This window comes from Frigoribacterium sp. CFBP 8751 (assembly GCF_014841545.1).
Lineage (GTDB): Bacteria > Actinomycetota > Actinomycetes > Actinomycetales > Microbacteriaceae > Frigoribacterium.
Genome location: NZ_JACYUB010000007.1, coordinates 70,611 through 89,395 on the forward strand (window position 1 = coordinate 70,611; position 18,785 = coordinate 89,395).

Below are 18,785 nucleotides of genomic sequence, written 5' to 3' on the forward strand. Positions count from 1 at the left end.
GCTCCGTTGCCCATTGGGCATGGAGATTCTCAGGAAGCCCCGGCACGATGGTCCGATGCAGCAGACTCCGGCGCGTGGGGACCTCACCCGATTCGGCACGGAAGCGGTCGGTGGGCGCGACGAGAAACGTCGGGCGACGAGCCGCGGGCTCGCCGACGCGGCCTTCCGACTGGCGACCGAGAAGGGCTTCGACGGCTTCGTCGTCGAGGACGTAACCGCTCTGGCCGGTTACTCCAGGCGCACCTTCGCGAACCACTACTCGTGCAAAGAGGACGCCGTGGCCTCGGTGCTTCTCAACAAGGCGGGTGCCGCGGTCGACGCCTCCGACCTGTCCATGCTGGCGTCCTTCGAGGGCACCGACATCGATCTGCTCGAGCTGCTGCTCCTGTCCGCCGTCGACACCCAGCTCGTCGACTACATGATCAGCCTCCGCCACCTGCTGCGGACGCACGAGCCCCTGCTGCCCTACGTGCTCGCGGTCGGCGTCCCCATGACCGAACGGGTCGGCGACGTGATCGGCCTGGCCGTCGGCCCCTCGCGGGACGACCTGACCACGTCGTTGCTGATCCATTCGACCTGGGGTGCCGTCATCGCCGTGCTGCGCGGCGTCTACGACCCCTGGGCCGGCACGACCACCGACGACGAACGCGTCGACGCCCTCCGTGCCTACTGGGCGACGACCTTCGAGCGCTTCCGCACGGGCTTCGGCCCCGTCGCCTGAGCCGTGGACGCGGCGACTCCGGCCGACGAGGCCACGACCGACGAGACCCCCACCGGCGAGGTCCTGGCCGGCGGCAACATGAACGCGGTCGTCCGACAGGGCGACACCGTCCTCCGCGTCGCCGGCCCCTGGACCCCCACCGTCCATCGCTTCCTGTCGTACCTCGCGCGCGCGGGCGTCGGCGGCATCCCCCGGCCGTTGGGCGTCGAGGGCGGCCGTGAACGCCTGAGCTTCGTCGACGCCGACGTGCCCGTGTACCCACTGCCCGACCACGTCTTCACCGACGAGGCCCTGGTCGAGGGTGCGCGCCTGCTGCGCCGCCTGCACGACGCGAGCATCGGCTTCGGCCTCGACGACGCCGTCTGGCAGGCCCCGGCGAAGGTGCCGTCCGAGGTGATCTGCCACAACGACTTCTCCCCGCACAACCTCGCCTACGACGCCGCCGGCCACGTCGTCGGGGCGATCGACTTCGACTTCGCCTCGCCCGGCCCCCGCCTGTGGGACCTCGCCTACTACGCGACCCGCGCGGTGCCCCTCACCGACCGCACACCCCCGAACGCCCCCGGCATGGCCGACGCCGAGCGGCGGGTGCGGCTGCTCCTCGACGCCTACGGCAGCGAGGCGACCTGGTCCGACGTGCTGCGGGTCGCGATCATCCGGTTGCACGACCTCGCCGACATGAGCCGTGACAAGGCGGTCGAGTTGGGCAACCCGCGCCTCGCCGACGACGCGGACGGGTACGAGCGCGAAGCCGCGTACCTGGCGACCCTGCGCGACTGACCCGCACGCGCCTCCTGCGCTCGTCACGACGGCGGTCACCGGACCGCAGGGGACGAGGAGGCGCGGTGCCTGCCTCGTCAGGCCAGCAGGTCCACGGCGAGGTAGCCGGCGTAGCCGCCCGACGTGCGTCCGTCGCGCCGTCCCGAGGTCAGCACCTCGCCGACGTCCGAGGCGACGAGCGTCGCGCCGACGTCGCGCAGCCGGTCGACGAGGACGTTGTCCTCGTGCAGGTCGACGGGGGCGAACCCGCCGACGGACCGGTACGACGACGCCCTCACCCCGAGGTTGGCGCCGTGCACGTGGCCGTTCGGCCGTCCGGGCGTGTGCCGGGCCGTCCAGGCCGCGATCTGACGCGGCGAGAGGTCGGCGAAGTCCGGTCGCACGGTCCCGATCACGACGTCGGCGCCCGACGCCGCACGGTCGAGCTGGTCGTCGATCCAGCCCGGCGGCACGACCGAGTCGGCGTCGGTGCAGGCGAGCCACACCGCGTCGAGCGGCAGGTCGTCCGAGGGGGCGTCGAGCTCGTCCAGGGCGGCGTCGACGCCGACGGCCCGGGCGACGCCGACCCCCCGGGCGTCGATCTCGACGACGGTCACGCGTGGGTGCGCACGAGCGGCCGCCACCGTCCCGTCCGTGCAGGCGTCGGCCACGAGGACGACGACGACCCGCACCTCCGGGTGGGTCCTGGCCGTGTGCCGCCGCGCGACGTCGATGCCGTCGAGGGCGCGTGAGACGAGTTCTTCCTCGTCGTGCGCGGGGACGACCACCGCGACGGCCCGCGCGGGGCGGGCCGGGGTCGGGCGCACGGGGGCGTCGGTCATCGCAGTCCCGTCCGTTCGGCGACCGAGCGGGGGTCACGCGAGAAGACGTCGAGCACGAAGTCGCCCTCGACGTGGTGCGAGACCCGGTGGAGGCGCGGGTCGGCCCCCAGCCGGGCGTGCACGTCGTCCGCACTCTGCCGGAAGTCGCCCTCGGGCTGGGTCCAGTGGCAGGCGACGACGTCGCCGTCGTCGGCCAGACCGTCGACGATGGCGTCCACCAGCCGCCCGAACGCGTCGGGGGCCAGGTAGTAGCCGACCTCGCTGAGCACGACGAGGTCGAAGGTGCCCGACGGGTAGTCGGCGGCGGCGTCGGCCTGCTCGACCGTGACGTGCGGCAGGTTCGCGAGCCGTTCGCGGGCGGCCTGCACGGCGACCGACGACACGTCGAGGGCCAGCAGACGGTCCGCCGCGGGGGCCAGGTCGCCGGTCAGCACGCCGATCGAGCAGCCCACCTCGAGCACGCGGCCGTAGCGCTCACGCGGCAGCGACGCCACGGTGAGGGCGCGCTTGCGGCGCTCGTACCAGCGTGTCGTGACCCGCCACGGGTCGGCGCGGCGGGCGTGCGTCCGGTCGAACGTGGCCTCGGTCGCCGGGCCCGACCCCGGCTCGGCCACCACGAACACCTCGCGCCCGCGGGTGAAGTGCCGCTCGAACACCGGGTGCAGCACGGGGGCGTCCTCGGGTGCGTCCGAGAGGGGGCGACGTTGCGAGACGTACGCCGCGAGGGCCGAGCGCTTCGCGGCGTCGGCGACGGCGTCCAGGGACGACAGCCGCAGCGACGCCCAGGGCACGTCGGGGTGGTCGGGCGAACCCCAGTGCCACATCCAGATCGGGTACTCGAGCAGTGTCGTGCCGGCCTGGTCCGCCTCGGCCACCAGCTCGGCGGCGATCTCGCCGAGCACGCGGTGGTCCCGGTGGCCGTCCCCACGCCAGGGCGCCACGAGCAGGCCACCCGGTCCGGGCAGCAGGGGCCGCAGCCGCTCGGTGATCTCGGCACGGGCCTCGCGGACCGTCCCGTCGGCGATGCTCCACTGCACCAGCTCGACGTCGGGAGCCAGCAGGCCCACCGCGACCCGCGCCTCCTCGGCCCGCGTCGCGACGAGGGCCTCGGCGCTCGTGGTCGAGCCGGGGTGCGAGGCAGCACCGTCGGTCACCACGACGACCGTGACCGGGATTCCGTGGGCGGCCGCGTGGGCGATGAGCCCGCCGGCGCCGAGGGTCTCGTCGTCGGGGTGGGCGGCGAGCACGACCAGGCGAGACACGCTGGTCGGGACGACGGCGCCGTCGAGCGGCGGCAGGTCGAGGAGGCGCGGGTCGGCTTCCCAGGCCTCGACCGGGGTCCCCGGCGCGCGGCCGTCGAAGCTCACCACGTGGGGAGCCCGTCGCGGACGGCGTCGCGGAGCACCGTCTGGCCCAGGGACGCGTCGTCGCGTTCGCCGTGGTGTTGGCGGAGGTAGAGCTCGAGGTCGGCCACGCGCTTGGCGTGGGCCGCGTCGGTGGCCAGCGGCGCGGGGCCGAGGGCACGGGACGCCCGGGCCAGCACCTCGTCGCAGGCGTGCGCGACCGTCCCGCGGACGCGCTTGGCCAGCAGCCGCCCCGCCTCACCGGTCGCCTCACCGGCGTCGACGAGGTCGGCGGCCTCGACCAGCGCCCGGCGGGCGTCGGCCAGCCGCGTGTCGACGAGACCGAGGGCCTGCAGGAGGTGCGGGTCGGCCGGGCGTTCCGGCGCGCGCGACGAGGCGGTCACCGCCGCGGCCAGCAGCGTGCGGGCCACCCCGACCGCGCCGCCGTACCAGCACGCCGCGACGCCGATCCCGCCCCACGAGAAGCCGGGACGCTCGAGGTACCACCCCGGGGCGCCGACCTCGTGCGCCTCGACGTCGTCGAAGTCGACCGGGCCGGACGGGATCTCGACCAGGCCCCGGGCGTGCCAGGCGTCGGCCGTGACGGTGACGCCCGACCGGCGGAGGTCGACCGAGAACAACCGACGCTCGTCGCCGACCCAGGCGGTGACGAGGGCGCCGTCGACCGTGCCCGCCAGGGAGCACCAGGGCTTCGTGCCCGCCAGCGACCACGGACCCGACTCGTCCGGGCCCCGGGTCGCCGTCAGCCGGACGCCGGGCCCCTCGGCGGCGAACACGCCCCAGGTGAACGGGTCCGCGGTCCGAGCCCGCGGGGGGAGGGCCGAGCGGTAGCCGTCGTCCTCGTCGGACAGGGTCTCGGTGGCCGTCGCGGCGACGGCCTCGGCGTGCTGGTCGAGGATGGCGAGGGCGTCGAGGTGCGGTTCGGCCGCCCGGGCCGCACCGAGATCGTGCGCGGCGAGCGTCGCCAGGGCCTGCCAGAGGTCGGCTGTGGAGCCGAGTCCGGGCAGGGCACCGTGTCGACCGAGCTCGACGGCGAGGTCGAGGGCTTCGTCGACCGTCGGGGCCTGGCCGGATCGGAGCCGCTCGACGACGAGAGCCGTGGCGGTGCCGACGACCGGACCCGCGCCTCCCAGGGTGACCGGGACGACGGTCGCGGCAGGGCGCGCGGGCGCAGAAGGACTCATCCTCCCGACGCTAGTCGGTCGACCGGCCTCACGCGGGGCCTTGACACCGAGCCCGGCGACAGGTGTCGTCGACGCGGCGAGCGTCGTCGCCGGTCGGCGTCGTCGCCGCGGCCGGACTCAGAACTCGTCGGTGTCGAGCGGGATGCCCTCGGCGGGCTCGGCGGACTGGGGCTCGACCCCGCGGAGACGGTCGATGCGGCCCCCGATGTCGTCGACCAGGGGTCCGTCGGTGATCTCGGCCTCGTCGGTCTGCTCTTCGGAGACGAGCATCTGGCTCGCGGGACCGAGCAGCACCTGGAACCGCTGGTGCACTCCGCCTCGGTCCATGCCCGGGAGGTCGACCATGTCGGACTTGTTCTGCATCGCCAGCGCTCGTGCGTACTCGACCACGGCTGCTGCGATGTCGTCGCCGGTGACCAGGTACTCGTCGGTGTAGTGGATGCGTTTCACCGGTGTTTCTCCCTGCAGTCGAGACGATTCGCCGTCACCCGTCACGCTACGCCGCAGGCGTCTGGGAGCGCACCGCACCGGGGGACGCCAGGGCGCCCGGGCGCGGGCAGAAGAAAAGCCACCCCGGAACATCTCTGGCGAGAGAGAGAACCGACGTGGCTTTCCGCGGAGCCGGTGGGATTTGAACCCACGGTTCCCACAAAGGGAACTCCACCTTAGCAGGGTGGTGCACTAGGCCGAACTATGCGACGGCTCCATGCGGCTCGCGAGCGAACGCGCAGAGACCAGCATAGCGGCCCGAGGGCCAGATGCCGAAACGGGCCCGAGGCGGGCCGGACGTCGGGCCCGGAGGGGTGTGCACAGAACCACCCGTGCCCCACCCGCTCTGGGGGGCATGACCGGCTTGTCGGCATTTGTGCCGACACATAGAGTACCCCTGACGCCGACGACGGCCGAGGGGCAGTGGCTCGACAGCACGAGCCCGTTCACCCTTGCCGAACACGCCCCCCGACAGTCGTCGCGTCACGTGCCCCATCATCGAGCGCCGCACCCGAACTGCTGCGTCCGAGGGGCTCGCCGCCGGCATCGACGCCGGCCTCCACACCCCCCACGGTGCCGCACCCCTGATCCCGGCATCGCGGGGTTCTCATGCGTGCCGGTTCGGGCCGCCGCTTGAGGTCACCGGTCGTCCCGGCGAGCTGGTTACTCGCCGGGACGACTTCTCGGCCGTGCGCCTAGTTCGAGCCGAAAGCTACCGAGCAGGTCTGGTCGGCCGCCGTCTGACCCGTGAGTCCCTCGATGACGTCGGTCGTCGGCGGAGTCGTCGCCGCTCCTGCGCCCGGGTCGGTGGGCGCCGCCGTGTCGGCCGGTGCGGCCGTGTCGGCCGGTGCGGCCGGGGCCTGGCTCGCCGCCGTTCCGTCGCCCGTGGCGGTGTTCTCGGAGCCGATGCCGGTGCTGCCCTCGGGGATCGAGAACGGGACGTCGTTCTTGATGGCGTCGAAGAGCTGGGTCGCCACGGCCTTGTCGGGCTGCACCTTGCCCTCGTAGACGCCCGAGCCACCGGTCGTGCCGGGGTACTGGACGAAGTTGACGGAGTCGAGCGGCAGGTCCCGCAGCGCGAGGCCGATCTGCACCATGGTGTCGATCTTGGTCAGCTGGTCGGACAGGGTCATGTTGCTGGCCGCCGCACGGGCCAGCGAATAGAGCTTCGTGGGGTTGCTGAGGGTGTCGGCGCTCTTCACCGTCCGCAGCAGCGACGAGAGGTAGACCTGCTGGCTGCTGATGCGGCCGAGGTCGGACCCGTCACCCACGCCGTGGCGGGTGCGCAGGAAGGCCAGGGCGTCGGCCCCGGAGAGCACGGACTCGCCGGCCGGGATGTCGAGTCCCGTGTAGCGGTCCTTGATGGGGGTGGCCGCACAGACCGGCACGCCGCCGATGGCGTTCGACATCTCGATGACGCCGTTGAACGAGATCATCCCGGCGAAGGGGATGTCGAGACCGGTGAGGCTCGACACGGTCGAGGCGACGCAGCTGAGCCCGCCGTACGAGTAGGCCTCGTTGATCGGCCGGGCCGACATCGCCGAGTAGTACCCCGAGCCGTCCTCTTTCGCACACGACGGGATGGGCACGACCATGTCGCGCGGGATGCTGACGGCCGTCGCGTTGCTGTGGTCGGCCGAGACGTGCAGCAGGATGTTGACGTCGTTCAGGGTCGCGTCGCGTTCGCCGAAGGCACCCTGGTCTTGGCTGGCGTCGTTGTCGGTACCGACGACGAGGATGTTGAAGCCGCCCTCGTACTCGCTGATCGACGGAGGCGCGGGCTTGGTGGTCTCGCCCTGGGCGGCCTGCAGCTCGACCCCCGTGCCGAGGTCGCTGCGCACCTGGTACGCCGCGATCGCACCGACCGAGGCGCCGCTGACGAGCAGCACGGCCACGGCGGCGGCGACCACCTTCGTGACGGCCCGCACCGGGCCTCCGCTGGTCAGCCGGCCGTGACGGGCGACTCCCGTCGTCGCCGGGGTGGCACGGCGGCCGGAGGCGGTCGGCTCGGGCCGGGCAGCTCGGCGGCCACGGCCGGATCGGTCGCGAAGGTCGCTCACGCGGGGTCCTCTCGGTCATCGAAGGCGCTGTCCGCTCGCTCGGACCCGAGAGAACTCGTGGATCGTGCGGGCAGACGTGCACCGTTCGGTGTACGGGCAGAAGGAGAGTCTACGCAGGCGGTCCTGGACCGCCCCCGGGACTCAGCCGACCTTGCGGTTGGCGACGAGCTGCACGGCGTACGACGCGAACCACTGGCCGGCCGCGGGCCCGGCGTTGCACTGTCCGTCGCTGGCGCCGGGCGTCTTGATCCAGAGCAGGGCGTCCAGCTTCGTCGAGCCGGTCTGGACGGACGGTAGCGACCCCAGGCCGGCGCCGGGAGCGTTGCACCACGTGCCCTTCCAGCCGCGACCGTTGCGTGACGTGTCGATCACGTAGCGCGCGCCTCCTGAAGCCTGCGACACCTTCTCGGCGTACGCCCGCTCGGACTCGACCGGGTAGTAGTTCGAGACGTTGGTCGCGAAGCCCCGTGCCCGGTCCACGCCCGCGGCCTTGAGGCGTGCGGCCATGGTCTGCGACGGCACCCAGTTGGAGTTGCCGGCGTCGATGTAGGCCGGCACCCCGGCGTCCGCGAGCGTCGCCACGGCCGCGGCGATGGTCGCCTCGCGTCCGTTCGTCTGCGTCGGGCAGTTGCTGATCAGGGCGAGGGCGTCGGGTTCGACGATCACGGCGGCGCGGTGGCCGGCGAGGCGCGAGGTGACGAGCTGGTTCCAGCGGAGGTAGGCCGCGTTGTCGGCGGAGCCGCCGGCCGAGTGGCTGCCGCAGTCACGGTTCGGGATGTTGTAGGTGACGAAGACGGGGGTGGTGCCCTTCTTCTCGGCGGCGGCCACCGTGGCGTCGATCTTCTGCACGAGCTGCGCGTCGGTGAACCAACCGCCGAGCCAGGTGGCGACGGACTGCTGGGCGATCGTGCGGGCGGCCGACGCCTCGGCGGTGCGGCCCTGCGACGAGAGCGTCGCCGCGGCGCGGGCGGCCTCGCCGTTCGCGTCGACGAACAGGCCGCCCTTGTAGAGGGTGGCGCTGCTCGCGGTGCGGATGGTCTGCGGGGTCGTCGTGGCGGTCGTGCGGGCCGCCGCGGATGACGTCGGGGTCGGGGTGGGCCCGGCGGCGTGGGCAGCGGCCGGGGTGGCCGCGAGGCCGGCCACGAGGGCGACGGCGGCGCCGATGACGAGGGCGGCGCGGGTCGTCGGGGTCATGTGGGTCATGGGTGTCGGTCCTGGAGTGTCGGGGGCCCGGGCGGTGTTCGGCCCACCCGGGGTGCCGACCGCTGCGGGGTCGCAGGGGGAGGCTCGAACAGTGCAACACGGAGGCGCGGTCGCGTTCAGTCCCTGTTCGGGGGGACGGGGCGTTCCACTTCGGGGGCCACGGGCCGAGGCGCACCGCCGCCGACACGGCCTCGCGACGGCCCTCGCGGCGACCGACCTGGGACACTGGACCGGCGGTCGCGGACGCTCCCGCACGCACCAGGCCCCGGAGGACCACATGAACGGCGAGACCAACCGAGACGCGTGGCGGGACTCGGTCGAGACCTGGCTCAAGGGCGACGAGCGCAACGACGTCTTCGACGGCTACCTCGACTGGTACCGCGCTCCCGTCATCGCCGACACCGACGACTGGACCCGCGACTTCTTCGTGCTCCCCGCGGTCGGCTCGGACGTGCTGCACAAGCACGCGGGCTTCGTCGACGGCGACTCCGCGGTCTCGGTCGACGACACCACGTGGCGCGACCTCAGCACCCTGATCGGTGAGGCCTTCGCCACCTACGCCGCCGCCAAGGCCTAGCCCCGTCCACGAGGAGGCGCGGGCCGGGTCACCGGCCCGCGCCTCGTGTCGCGGAGGGCGTGGGATTCGAACCCCGCGGCGCGCCAGCGACGCGTCCGCCCGGTCGGCGCCCTCTGGGGCGCGGTGCGGAACGTTCGACCCGTCTGGCGGAGGGCGTGGGATTCGAACCCACGAGACATCTCTGCCCACTTGTTTTCAAGACAAGCTCCATCGGCCGCTCGGACAGCCCTCCCGGTGGCCTGATGAGCTACGCCGCAACGATGTGAGCAAAACGCCACGTTTGATCGTGGCGTCGTGTCCATCTCGTGGCGGGATGCGCGCACCCGGCAACCGGGGCCGAGTCTACCGGCTCAGAGCGTCGCGAGCACCTCGGCGAGCCCGTCGTCCAGGTCGCTCGACGTCTGCTCGTTCGCCACGGCCGCGACGTCGTCGGGCGCCTGGCCCATGGCGACCCCGCGCCCCTCGCCGGCGGCCCAGCGCAGCATGTCGATGTCGTTGCGCCCGTCGCCTGCGGCCAGCACCTGCGAGCGCGGCACGTCGAGCCACTGCCGCACACGCTCGAGGGCGGTGGCCTTCGTGACGCCGTCGGGGGCGATGTCGAGCCAGGCCGTCCAGCCGACGTTGTAGTTGACGTGCTGCAGGCCCATGCGTTCGACGGCCGTGAGGAAGTCCTCGGTGTCGTGGTCGGGCGAGACGACGACCACGCGGGTCGCCGGTCGACCGACGAGGTCGTCGAACTCGACCTTCTCGGCGTTGAGCGCGGCCGCCGCGGCGGGGAACGACCCGCAGTAGCGCAGCAGCCCCTCTTGGTCTTCGACGGCGTAGCCGGCGCCGGCGTCGGCCAGGGCCTCGCGGATGGTCGACAGCACCTGGGTCGGGTCGAATTCTTCGACGTGTACGCGGCGGTACCCCGTGGGGGCCGACTCGTCACGGCCCAGGGTGATCGCGCCGTTCGCGCAGACGACGTAGTCCGAGATGAGGCCGAGGCGCTCCATGACGGGCAAGGTCATCGACACCGACCGCCCGGTCGCGATCATGACCTGGTGGCCCTGGTCGTGGAGGCGCGTGATCTCGCCCAGGACGGCCTCGGAGATCGTGCCGTCCTCGGGCATGATCGTGCCGTCGACGTCGAGCGCGACGAGCCACCGGTCGGCGGCGGCCACGGGCTCGTCGTCGGGCCGGGGTGCGGCGGCGCCCTGGCTCATGCGACCGGCTCGATGACCTCGAGGCCGCCGAGGTAGCCGCGCAGCGCCTCGGGCACGACCACCGAGCCGTCGGCCTGCTGGTGCGTCTCGAGGATCGCGACGAGCCAGCGCGTGGTCGCGAGGGTGCCGTTCAGCGTGGCCACGGGAGCGGTCTTGCCGCTCTCGGTGCGGTAGCGGGTGTCGAGTCGGCGGGCCTGGAACGTGGTGCAGTTCGACGTGCTGCTGAGCTCACGGTAGGTGCCCTGCGTCGGCACCCAGGCCTCGATGTCGAACTTGCGCGCGGCGCTCGAGCCGAGGTCGCCGGCCGCGACGTCGATGACGCGGTAGGTCAGGCCGAGCGCCTGCAGCATGGCCTCTTGGAAGCCCACGAGCGCGTCGTGCTCGGCCTCGGCCTGGTCGGGGTGGACGTAGCTGAACATCTCGAGCTTGTTGAACTGGTGCACGCGCAGGATGCCCCGGTTGTCCTTGCCGGCGGCCCCGGCCTCGCGGCGGTAGCAGGTCGACCAGCCGGCGTAGCGGATCGGGCCGGCCTCGACGTCGAGGATCTCGTCGGAGTGGTACCCGGCGAGCGCGACCTCGCTCGTGCCGGTCAGGTACAGGTCGTCGGCGGGCAGGTGGTAGACCTCGTCGGCGTGCGACCCCAGGAACCCGGTGCCCGCCATGACCTCGGGGCGGACGAGCGTCGGAGTGATCAGCGGCGTGAAGTCGTTCGTCAGGGCGAGGTCGAGGGCCATGTTCATCAGGCCGAGCTCGAGACGCGCACCGATGCCGCGCAGGAAGTAGAAGCGCGAGCCCGACACCTTCGTGCCGCGCTTGATGTCGATCGCGCCGAGCTTCTCGCCGAGGTCGGCGTGGTCGAGCGGCTCGAAATCGAAGGAGGGGCGGGTGCCGTGCTCACGGAGCGTCACGAAGTTCTCTTCGCCACCCGAGGGCACGCCGTCGACGATCAGGTTGCCGATGCCGCGCGCGGCCGTGTCGAAGGCCGCATCGGCCTCGTTCGAGGCGACCTGCGCCTCTTTCACCCGGGCGGCGAGCTGCTGCGCCTGCGCGACGAGTGCCTTCTTCTCGTCTTTCGGCGCCTTGGCGACGGTCTTGCCGAAGGCGTTCTGCTCGGCGCGCAGGTCTTCGAAGGCGGCGATCGCCGCGCGGCGGGCCTGGTCGGCCACCACCGCGTCGTCGACCAGCGACTCGGAATCGCCCCGGGCCCGCTGGCTCTGCTTGACGAGGTCGGGGGATTCACGAAGCAACTGGGGATCGATCACCCGCCCATCCTAGGCAACGGCACCCGCGCGGCCGACGTTCTGCACAGAGCCTTCGCCTTCCCGTTACCTCACGGGGGTGCGTCCAATACGCTCGCCCCATGACCGCCACCTCCCCCTCCCCCGCCGAGCACGCCTCGGCATCCGAGCCCGAGACGGCTCGCCAGACCGCCGCGGTCGTCTACAACCCGATCAAGGTCGACCTCGACGCCATCAAGACGGCCGTCGGGCGCCACGAGTTCTCGAACGGCTGGGCCCCCACGAAGTTCTACGAGACCAGCAAGGAAGACCCGGGCGGCGAGGTGACGAAGCAGGCCCTCGCCGAGGGCGCCGACATGGTCATCGCCGCGGGGGGCGACGGCACGGTGCGAGCCGTGGCCGAGGCCCTGCAGGGCACCGACGCGTCCCTCGCCCTGCTCCCCTCGGGCACGGGCAACCTGTTGGCCCGCAACCTCGAGCTCTCGCTCGACAACCTCGACGACTCGATCGCGACGGCGTTCAGCGGTCGCGACCGTGACATCGACCTCGGCGTCGTCGACGTCGAGCGTGAGGACGGCTCGCGCGAGACCAAGGCGTTCGTCGTCATGGCGGGCGTCGGCCTCGACGCGAAGATGCTCGCGAACACCAACGACGAGCTGAAGAAGCGCGTCGGGTGGCTCGCCTACGTCGACGCCATCGCCCGCGCGCTCCGCGACGACAACAAGATCGACGTCCGGTACGAGCTCGACGACCAGGGCCGCAAGTCGATGCGCGCCCACACGATCATCGTCGGCAACTGCGGCCTGCTGCCCGCCAACATCATGCTGCTGCCCGACGCGGCGATCGACGACGGCATCTTCGACATCGTCGCCCTGCGCCCCGAGGGCTTCTTCGGCTGGGTGCAGATCTGGGTCAAGATCGTGTGGGAGAACGGCGTCATGCGCCGCACCCAGGTCGGCCGCCGCATCCTCGCCGCCAACAGCCGCGAGGTGCGCACCCTGCGCTACAACAAGGGCAAGAAGCTCGTGGTCCGCCTCGACTCCCCCCAGGACTTCGAGATCGACGGCGACTCCGTCGGCAAGGTCGTCGCCCTGCGCGCGGTCGTCGACCCGGGCGGCCTGACCGTCCGCGTGCCGGCCGACGCCTGATCGGCACGGGCGGCCGGCCGAGCGAGGCCGGTCGTCAGCGCAGGCCGCTGATCAACCCGCGCAGCCAGTCGCGAGCCTCGACGAAGGCCTCGTCGTCGTACCGCGGCGAGACCTCGGCCGGGGCACCGTCGGCGCGCGGGTACGACCCGAGGAACATCACGCTCGGGCTGAACCGCTTCAGCCCGAGCAGGGCGTCCGCGACGCGTTCGTCGAGCACGTGCCCCTCGAGGTCGATCACGAACCGGTAGCGCCCGAGGGCGTCGCCGATCGGCCGGGACTGGATCAGGCTGAGGTTGATGCCGCGGGTCGCGAACTGCTCGAGCATGTCGACCAGCGCGCCCGAGCCGTCGGTCGGCAGCTCGACGATCAGGCTGGTCTTGTCGGCGCCGGTCGCGGGAGGCACGGGAACCGTGCGGCTCACCAGCACGAAGCGCGTGACGGCCTGGTCGTTGTCGCCGATGTCGCGGGCGAGCACCTCGAGGTCGTGGTGGTCGGTGATGCCGGGAGGCGCGACCGCGGCGTCCGCGGAGCCCCCGACCCCTCCCTCCTCGAGCAGCGACGCGGCGGCGGCCACGTTCGACGACGCCGGCAGGTGCCCGTGGCCGGGCAGGGCGCGCTCGAGCCAGCGGTGGGTCTGCGCGTAGGCGACCGGATGCGCGTTGACGACCCGCACCTCCTCGATGCGGGTGCCCGGACGGGCGACGAGCACGAAGTTGACGCGCACCAGGTACTCGCCGACGATGCGGAGGCCCGGCACCGTGGCGAGGGCGTCCTGGGTCGCGCTGACCCCGCCCTCGACGCTGTTCTCGATGGCGATCATCGCGGCCGTGCTGACGCCCGAGACGACGTCGGCCAGGGCCTCGCCGACGTTGTTGACGCTCTTCCAGGTGGCTCCGACGGCCTCGGGCACCTGCTTGAGCGCCGCCTCGGTGAACGTGCCCGCGGGCCCGAGGTAGCTGTAGGTCGTCGAGGAGGCGCGGGTCGGCATGACGAGGAGCCTACTGAGAGCCGCCCGGGCACCGCGACGAAGGTCGTCGCCGGGTGCCAGGATGTCCCCATGACCGACCGTGCCGGAACCCCCGCAGAAGCCAGCGACCTGATCGACCCCGAAGAGGTCACGGCCGCGTACTACGAGCTCGTCCCCGACGTCGGCGAGGTCGAGCAGAAGGTCGTCTTCGGCACCTCGGGCCACCGCGGGTCCTCGCTCGACGCCGCCTTCAACGAGACCCACATCGCCGCCATCACGCAGGCGATCGTCGAGTACCGCGCGGGCCAGGGCATCACCGGCCCGCTGTTCATCGGCCGCGACACGCACATCCTCAGCGGCCCGGCCGAGCGCACCGCGGTCGAGGTGCTCACCGGCAACGACGTGAAGGTGCTGGCCGACGCCGAGGGCGGCTACGTGCCGACGCCCGCGCTGAGCCACGCGATCCTGGTGTACAACAACGACCCGGCCAACACCGACAAGGCCGACGGCATCGTCGTCACCCCCAGTCACAACCCGCCCCGTGACGGCGGCTTCAAGTACAACCCGCCGCACGGCGGACCGGCCGACAGCGACGCCACGAACTGGATCGCGAACCGCGCCAACGAGATCATCGCCGCCGGCAACGTCGACGTGAAGCGCGGTGTCGGCACGCCCGGCCGCCACGACTTCCTGCGCGGCTACGTGGGCGACCTCGTCAACATCATCGACATCGACGCCATCAAGAAGGCCGGCGTGAAGATCGGCGCCGACCCGCTCGGTGGCGCGAGCGTCGAGTACTGGGGCGCGATCCGCGACGTCTACGGCCTCGACCTCACGGTCACGAACCCCGGCGTCGACCCGACCTGGCGCTTCATGACGCTCGACTGGGACGGCAAGATCCGCATGGACCCGTCCAGCCCCTCGGCCATGGCGAGCGTCGTGCACCGCAAGGACGAGTTCGACGTGCTCACGGGCAACGACGCCGACGCCGACCGCCACGGCATCGTCACGCCCGACGGCGGCCTGATGAACCCGAACCACTACCTCGCGGTCGCCATCGACTACCTCTACACGCACCGCCCCGAGTGGCGCGACGACGCCGCGATCGGCAAGACCCTCGTGTCGTCGAGCATCATCGACAAGGTCGCCGAGTCGCACGGACGCCGCCTGTGGGAGGTCCCGGTCGGCTTCAAGTGGTTCGTGCCCGGCCTGGTGGACGGCTCGGTCGCGTTCGGTGGCGAAGAGAGCGCCGGCGCGTCCTTCCTGCGCAAGGACGGCACCGTCTGGACGACGGACAAGGACGGCATCCTGCTGGCCCTGCTGGCGAGCGAGATCATCGCCGTCACCGGCAAGACCCCGTCGCAGCTGTACGCCGAGCTCGTCGAGAAGTTCGGCGACCCGGTCTACCAGCGGGTCGACGCGGCGGCGACGAAAGAGCAGAAGACCCGTCTGGGCAAGCTCGACGGCGACGCCATCGAGGCGACCGAACTCGCCGGCGACCGCATCACGGCGAAGCTCAGCAAGGCCCCGGGCAACGACGCAGCCGTCGGCGGCGTCAAGGTCGTCACCGACAAGGCCTGGTTCGCGGCACGCCCGAGCGGCACCGAGGACGTCTACAAGATCTACGCCGAGTCGTTCGAGGGTCCCGAGCACCTCGCCCGCGTCCAGGCCGAGGCCAAGACCATCGTCGACGCCGCGCTGGGCGCCTGACCCGCGCCTCCCGCACCGCCCGACGGGCGTGTTCGTGACGGACGGGCGACTTCGGTCGCCCTTGTCCGACGAACACGCCCGTCGTGCGTTCGCTGGGCCGCGCGGCGGGCGGGCGGCGGCACGCAGGCTGCCGGCTCAGCCGGCGTAGTCGGGGGCGGCGGGAAGGCCGAAGAACTCCTCGAGCGTGGTGACGCCCGTGTCGTGCATCTCGGTGGCGAGCGGAACGCCCACGTACCGGAAGTGCCACGGCTCGAACGTGAAACCGGTCACGGCGACCTTGTCGGCCGGGTAGCGCAGCAAGAACCCGAAGCGCCACGCGTTGGCCGCCAGCCACCGTCCCTGGGGAGTGTCGCCGAAGCAGGCCTGCAGCGCACAGCTGAGCGGCACGGGGCTGATGTCGAGGGCGAGCCCGGTCTGGTGTTCGCTGAAGCCGGGGCGGGCGCTCTGGGCGTCGGCCTGCGCCTGCCCGAGGCGCTGGACCCAGCCGGCGTAGACGCTCACCTGGGTGTCGTACGAGCGGTACGCGCTCTGCACCTGGAACGCCCCGGCCCCCTCGGCCTCGCCCGCCTGGAACATGGCGACGACCGCGGCGGCGGCCTCGACGCGCAGCGTCGGCGGGTTCTGGTGCGTCACGTCGGGCGTGACGAGGTCGGCGGGCACGTAGTCGACCGGGTCGAGGGGGCGCAGCTTGTCGCTGACCACCCAGAGGCTGGCGGGGTCGTCGACCGACCGGGCCGCCTTGTCGAACGCGGGTGTCGTGGGGGACGTAGGAGGCGCCTCCTCGGTCGGGGTCGGGGTGGGGGTGACCGTCGGCGAGACGGTGGCGGCCGACGTGCTCGGGCTCGGCTCGGGCGCGCCCCCCGAGCACGCGGCCAGCAGGCCCGTCGAGAGGACGACGGCGAGGACGGTGGCCGCGGGGTGCGGCAGGGAGGGGCGGCGTGACATCGCGTCGAGCCTAGTCACGAGCACCGGATGGACACGGACGGACACCACGAGGGACGATTCCTCTTGTTGTCGGATGCTTGCCCGTGAAGTAACTTTGCGTACTGCGCAATTCCTCGTCGCGCCTTCCACTTCCAGACAGAAGAGACACCATGTCGAGCGCCGCCCCAGCCCCCACGACCACGGCCCCCGCCGAGCGCCAGGGCCTGATGACCCACCGCCAGATCCTGTACGTCATCTTCGGCCTGATGGCGGGAATGTTCCTCTCGGCCCTCGACCAGACGATCGTCGGCACCTCGATGCGGACGATCGCCGACGACCTCGACGGGCTCAGCCTGCAGGCCTGGGTGACCACCGCCTACCTGATCGTGTCGACCATCTCGACGCCGATCTACGGCAAGCTCAGCGACATCTTCGGGAGGCGACCGCTCTTCCTGATCGCGATCACGATCTTCTTGCTCGGGTCCGTCGCGGCCGGCTTCTCCGAGAGCATGTACCAGCTCGCCATCTTCCGGGCGATCCAGGGCATGGGCGCCGGTGGCCTCATGGCCCTGCCGCTGACGATCATGGGCGACATCCTGGCCCCGCGTGAGCGCGCGAAGTACCAGGGCTACTTCCTCGCCGTGTTCGGCATCTCGAGCGTCATCGGTCCGCTCGTCGGCGGACTGTTCGCCGGAGCCGACCAGATCCTCTTCGTCACCGGCTGGCGCTGGGTGTTCCTCATCAACGTGCCGATCGGCATCGTGGCGCTGTTCATCGTCGTCCGGTTCCTGCACATCCCGGGCCAGAAGCGACGCGAGAACGTGCGCATCGACTGGTTCGGCGCCGCCGCCGTCATCGTGGCCGCCGTGCCCCTGCTGCTGGTGGCCGAGCAGGGCCGCACCTGGGGCTGGAGCTCGCCCGGGGCCTTCGCCTGCTACGTGATCGGAGCGGTCGGCATCGTCGCGTTCGTCGTGATCGAGCGGTCGATGGGCGACGACGCGCTGATCCCGCTCAAGCTGTTCCGCAACCCGACCTTCTCGATGGCGACCGTGCTGGGCGTGCTCGTCGGCTTCGGCATGTTCGGCGCCCTGCTGACGGTGCCGCTGTACCTGCAGCTCGTGAACGGCGCGACGCCGACCGAGAGCGGCTTCCAGATGCTGCCGATGATCGCCGGCCTGATGATCTCGTCGATCGTCGCCGGCCAGCTCATCTCCCGCACGGGCAGGTACAAGATCTTCCCGATCACGGGCACGGCGTTCATGGCCGCCGGGTTCTTCTGGTTCACGAACCTCTCGTTCGACAAGCCGTACTGGTTCATGATGGTCGGCATGCTGCTCGTCGGCCTGGGTCTCGGGCAGCTGATGCAGACCCTGACCATCGCCTCGCAGAACTCGGTCGGCGCCCGCGACATCGGCGTGGCCACGTCGGCGTCGACGTTCTTCCGGCAGATCGGCGGCACGCTCGGCACGGCCGTGCTGTTCTCGGTGCTGTTCAGCCGCATCCCCCAGACCATCGCCGCCGCGTTCGCCGACTCGAGCCTGCAGGGCCGAGCCCAGGCCGCCCTCGCCGACCAGTCCGTGCTGACCGACCCGGCGAACGCCTCGATCCTGAAGCTCTACCAGGCGGCCGGCAACGGTGACACGTCGCAGGTCAGCGGGGCACTCGACGGCAACACGTCGTTCCTCAACACGGCCGACCGACGCCTCGCCGCGCCGTTCCTCGACGGCTTCGCGAACGCGGCGGTGACCGTGTTCTGGGTCGCCCTGGCGGTCGTGCTGGTGGCCTTCGTGCTGAGCTTCTTCCTCAAGGCCACGCCGCTGCGTCAGAAGTCGGCCATCGACGAGGCGGCCGACGACGCGCGAGCCGCCGTGGCCGCCGACGCCGCGCTCTCGGCCCAGGCCGCCGCCGCTCAGACCGGCTCGCTCGTCGCACCCGACACCGGCTCGATCGACGTCGTGCCCGCGGGCCAGCGGCGTGACGACACCCCGCCACGGCCCTGATCGCGCGCCCCTCGGGGAGACCGCCCGGCCTCGGATGCGCCCGAGCTGGTGTCGCGACACGGCAGGTGTCGGGTAGCGTTCCCTGGACGGCACTTCGGTGCCGAACGGTTCGTCCCGCGTCCGGCGTTCCCTGCCCGTGAAGCTCACGCGGGAGGCGAGACGACCGAAGGCCGCACACCCACGGGGTGTGCGGCCTTTCTCCGTCCCGGGACGCCCCACCGGGTCGATCCCCTGCGTGAAGCTCTGGTCGACTCGGGGGACGTCTCTGCCCACGCGAGGCGGACGTGTCGAGCCTAGGACGGCCATGAGCCGCTGCACAGGGGTTGACAACGAGAAAAATCCTGATCAGCATCGTCTTTTCTCTAGACGGTCTAGCAACGTGGGCTAGACTCCA

General features: G+C 71.9%; 16 protein-coding genes and 2 tRNA genes. 6 read left to right on the plus strand and 12 right to left on the minus strand.

What is annotated here, in order from left to right:
* Nucleotides 1-55 precede the first annotated feature (55 nt).
* Nucleotides 56-721, plus strand: a complete 666-nt coding sequence (locus IFT88_RS15050; RefSeq protein WP_192121524.1) for a TetR family transcriptional regulator — start codon at nucleotides 56-58, stop codon at nucleotides 719-721.
* 3 nt (nucleotides 722-724) lie between these two features.
* Nucleotides 725-1,501, plus strand: a complete 777-nt coding sequence (locus IFT88_RS15055; RefSeq protein ID WP_342212171.1) for an aminoglycoside phosphotransferase family protein — start codon at nucleotides 725-727, stop codon at nucleotides 1,499-1,501.
* 77 nt (nucleotides 1,502-1,578) lie between these two features.
* On the opposite strand, the gene IFT88_RS15060 is transcribed toward IFT88_RS15055, so the two are convergent.
* The 7 genes from IFT88_RS15060 to IFT88_RS15090 all read right to left on the minus strand — a co-directional run bounded on the left by IFT88_RS15060 (nucleotide 1,579) and on the right by IFT88_RS15090 (nucleotide 8,622).
* The gene (locus IFT88_RS15060; RefSeq protein WP_192121526.1) at nucleotides 1,579-2,322 is read right to left on the minus strand and encodes a glycosyltransferase; all 744 of its coding nucleotides are present in this window, start codon (nucleotides 2,320-2,322) and stop codon (nucleotides 1,579-1,581) included.
* Nucleotides 2,319-3,692, minus strand: a complete 1,374-nt coding sequence (locus tag IFT88_RS15065) for a PIG-L family deacetylase (protein WP_192121528.1) — start codon at nucleotides 3,690-3,692, stop codon at nucleotides 2,319-2,321. The genes IFT88_RS15060 and IFT88_RS15065 overlap by 4 nt, the downstream gene beginning before the upstream one ends.
* Nucleotides 3,686-4,870, minus strand: coding sequence for an acyl-CoA dehydrogenase family protein (locus IFT88_RS15070; protein ID WP_137847869.1), 1,185 nt, complete (start codon nucleotides 4,868-4,870; stop codon nucleotides 3,686-3,688). The genes IFT88_RS15065 and IFT88_RS15070 overlap by 7 nt, the downstream gene beginning before the upstream one ends.
* 117 nt (nucleotides 4,871-4,987) lie before the next feature.
* Nucleotides 4,988-5,320, minus strand: a complete 333-nt coding sequence (locus IFT88_RS15075) for a hypothetical protein (RefSeq protein ID WP_052505121.1) — start codon at nucleotides 5,318-5,320, stop codon at nucleotides 4,988-4,990.
* 166 nt (nucleotides 5,321-5,486) lie between these two features.
* A tRNA-Ser gene (locus tag IFT88_RS15080) sits at nucleotides 5,487-5,576 on the minus strand.
* A 478-nt stretch (nucleotides 5,577-6,054) separates the two neighbouring features.
* The gene (locus IFT88_RS15085) at nucleotides 6,055-7,419 is read right to left on the minus strand and encodes an LCP family glycopolymer transferase (RefSeq protein ID WP_192121530.1); all 1,365 of its coding nucleotides are present in this window, start codon (nucleotides 7,417-7,419) and stop codon (nucleotides 6,055-6,057) included.
* Nucleotides 7,420-7,560: 141 nt separating this feature from the next.
* The gene (locus tag IFT88_RS15090; RefSeq protein ID WP_192121532.1) at nucleotides 7,561-8,622 is read right to left on the minus strand and encodes a glycoside hydrolase family 6 protein; all 1,062 of its coding nucleotides are present in this window, start codon (nucleotides 8,620-8,622) and stop codon (nucleotides 7,561-7,563) included.
* A 277-nt stretch (nucleotides 8,623-8,899) separates the two neighbouring features.
* Here IFT88_RS15090 and IFT88_RS15095 point away from each other — a divergent pair, with 277 nt between their 5' ends.
* Nucleotides 8,900-9,199, plus strand: a complete 300-nt coding sequence (locus IFT88_RS15095; RefSeq protein WP_043593605.1) for a hypothetical protein — start codon at nucleotides 8,900-8,902, stop codon at nucleotides 9,197-9,199.
* 144 nt (nucleotides 9,200-9,343) lie between these two features.
* Here IFT88_RS15095 and IFT88_RS15100 read toward each other — a convergent pair.
* The 3 genes from IFT88_RS15100 to serS form a co-directional block, all read right to left on the minus strand.
* A tRNA-Ser gene (locus IFT88_RS15100) sits at nucleotides 9,344-9,431 on the minus strand.
* 118 nt (nucleotides 9,432-9,549) lie between these two features.
* Nucleotides 9,550-10,404: an HAD family hydrolase gene (locus tag IFT88_RS15105; protein WP_192121533.1), complete on the minus strand. Its 855-nt coding sequence runs from the start codon at nucleotides 10,402-10,404 to the stop codon at nucleotides 9,550-9,552.
* A complete protein-coding gene (gene serS / locus IFT88_RS15110) occupies nucleotides 10,401-11,666 on the minus strand; it encodes a serine--tRNA ligase (RefSeq protein ID WP_192121535.1) in 1,266 nt (421 codons plus the stop codon). The genes IFT88_RS15105 and serS overlap by 4 nt, the downstream gene beginning before the upstream one ends.
* Nucleotides 11,667-11,764: 98 nt before the next feature.
* Here serS and IFT88_RS15115 point away from each other — a divergent pair, with 98 nt between their 5' ends.
* Nucleotides 11,765-12,790 (plus strand): diacylglycerol/lipid kinase family protein, encoded by a 1,026-nt coding sequence (locus IFT88_RS15115; RefSeq protein WP_137847873.1) that lies wholly within the window; start codon nucleotides 11,765-11,767, stop codon nucleotides 12,788-12,790.
* 34 nt (nucleotides 12,791-12,824) lie between these two features.
* On the opposite strand, the gene pheA is transcribed toward IFT88_RS15115, so the two are convergent.
* Complete coding sequence (gene pheA / locus IFT88_RS15120; RefSeq protein WP_043593582.1) at nucleotides 12,825-13,778, minus strand: prephenate dehydratase; 954 nt, start codon at nucleotides 13,776-13,778, stop codon at nucleotides 12,825-12,827.
* Between the two features lie 69 nt (nucleotides 13,779-13,847).
* On the opposite strand from pheA, the gene pgm reads away from it, so the two are divergent.
* Complete coding sequence (gene pgm, locus IFT88_RS15125) at nucleotides 13,848-15,467, plus strand: phosphoglucomutase (alpha-D-glucose-1,6-bisphosphate-dependent) (RefSeq protein WP_043593580.1); 1,620 nt, start codon at nucleotides 13,848-13,850, stop codon at nucleotides 15,465-15,467.
* A gap of 135 nt (nucleotides 15,468-15,602) precedes the next feature.
* Here pgm and IFT88_RS15130 read toward each other — a convergent pair whose 3' ends face one another.
* Complete coding sequence (locus IFT88_RS15130) at nucleotides 15,603-16,412, minus strand: M15 family metallopeptidase (RefSeq protein WP_192121537.1); 810 nt, start codon at nucleotides 16,410-16,412, stop codon at nucleotides 15,603-15,605.
* A 149-nt stretch (nucleotides 16,413-16,561) separates the two neighbouring features.
* On the opposite strand from IFT88_RS15130, the gene IFT88_RS15135 reads away from it, so the two are divergent.
* Nucleotides 16,562-18,391: an MDR family MFS transporter gene (locus IFT88_RS15135; protein ID WP_235472242.1), complete on the plus strand. Its 1,830-nt coding sequence runs from the start codon at nucleotides 16,562-16,564 to the stop codon at nucleotides 18,389-18,391.
* Nucleotides 18,392-18,785: the final 394 nt, after the last annotated feature.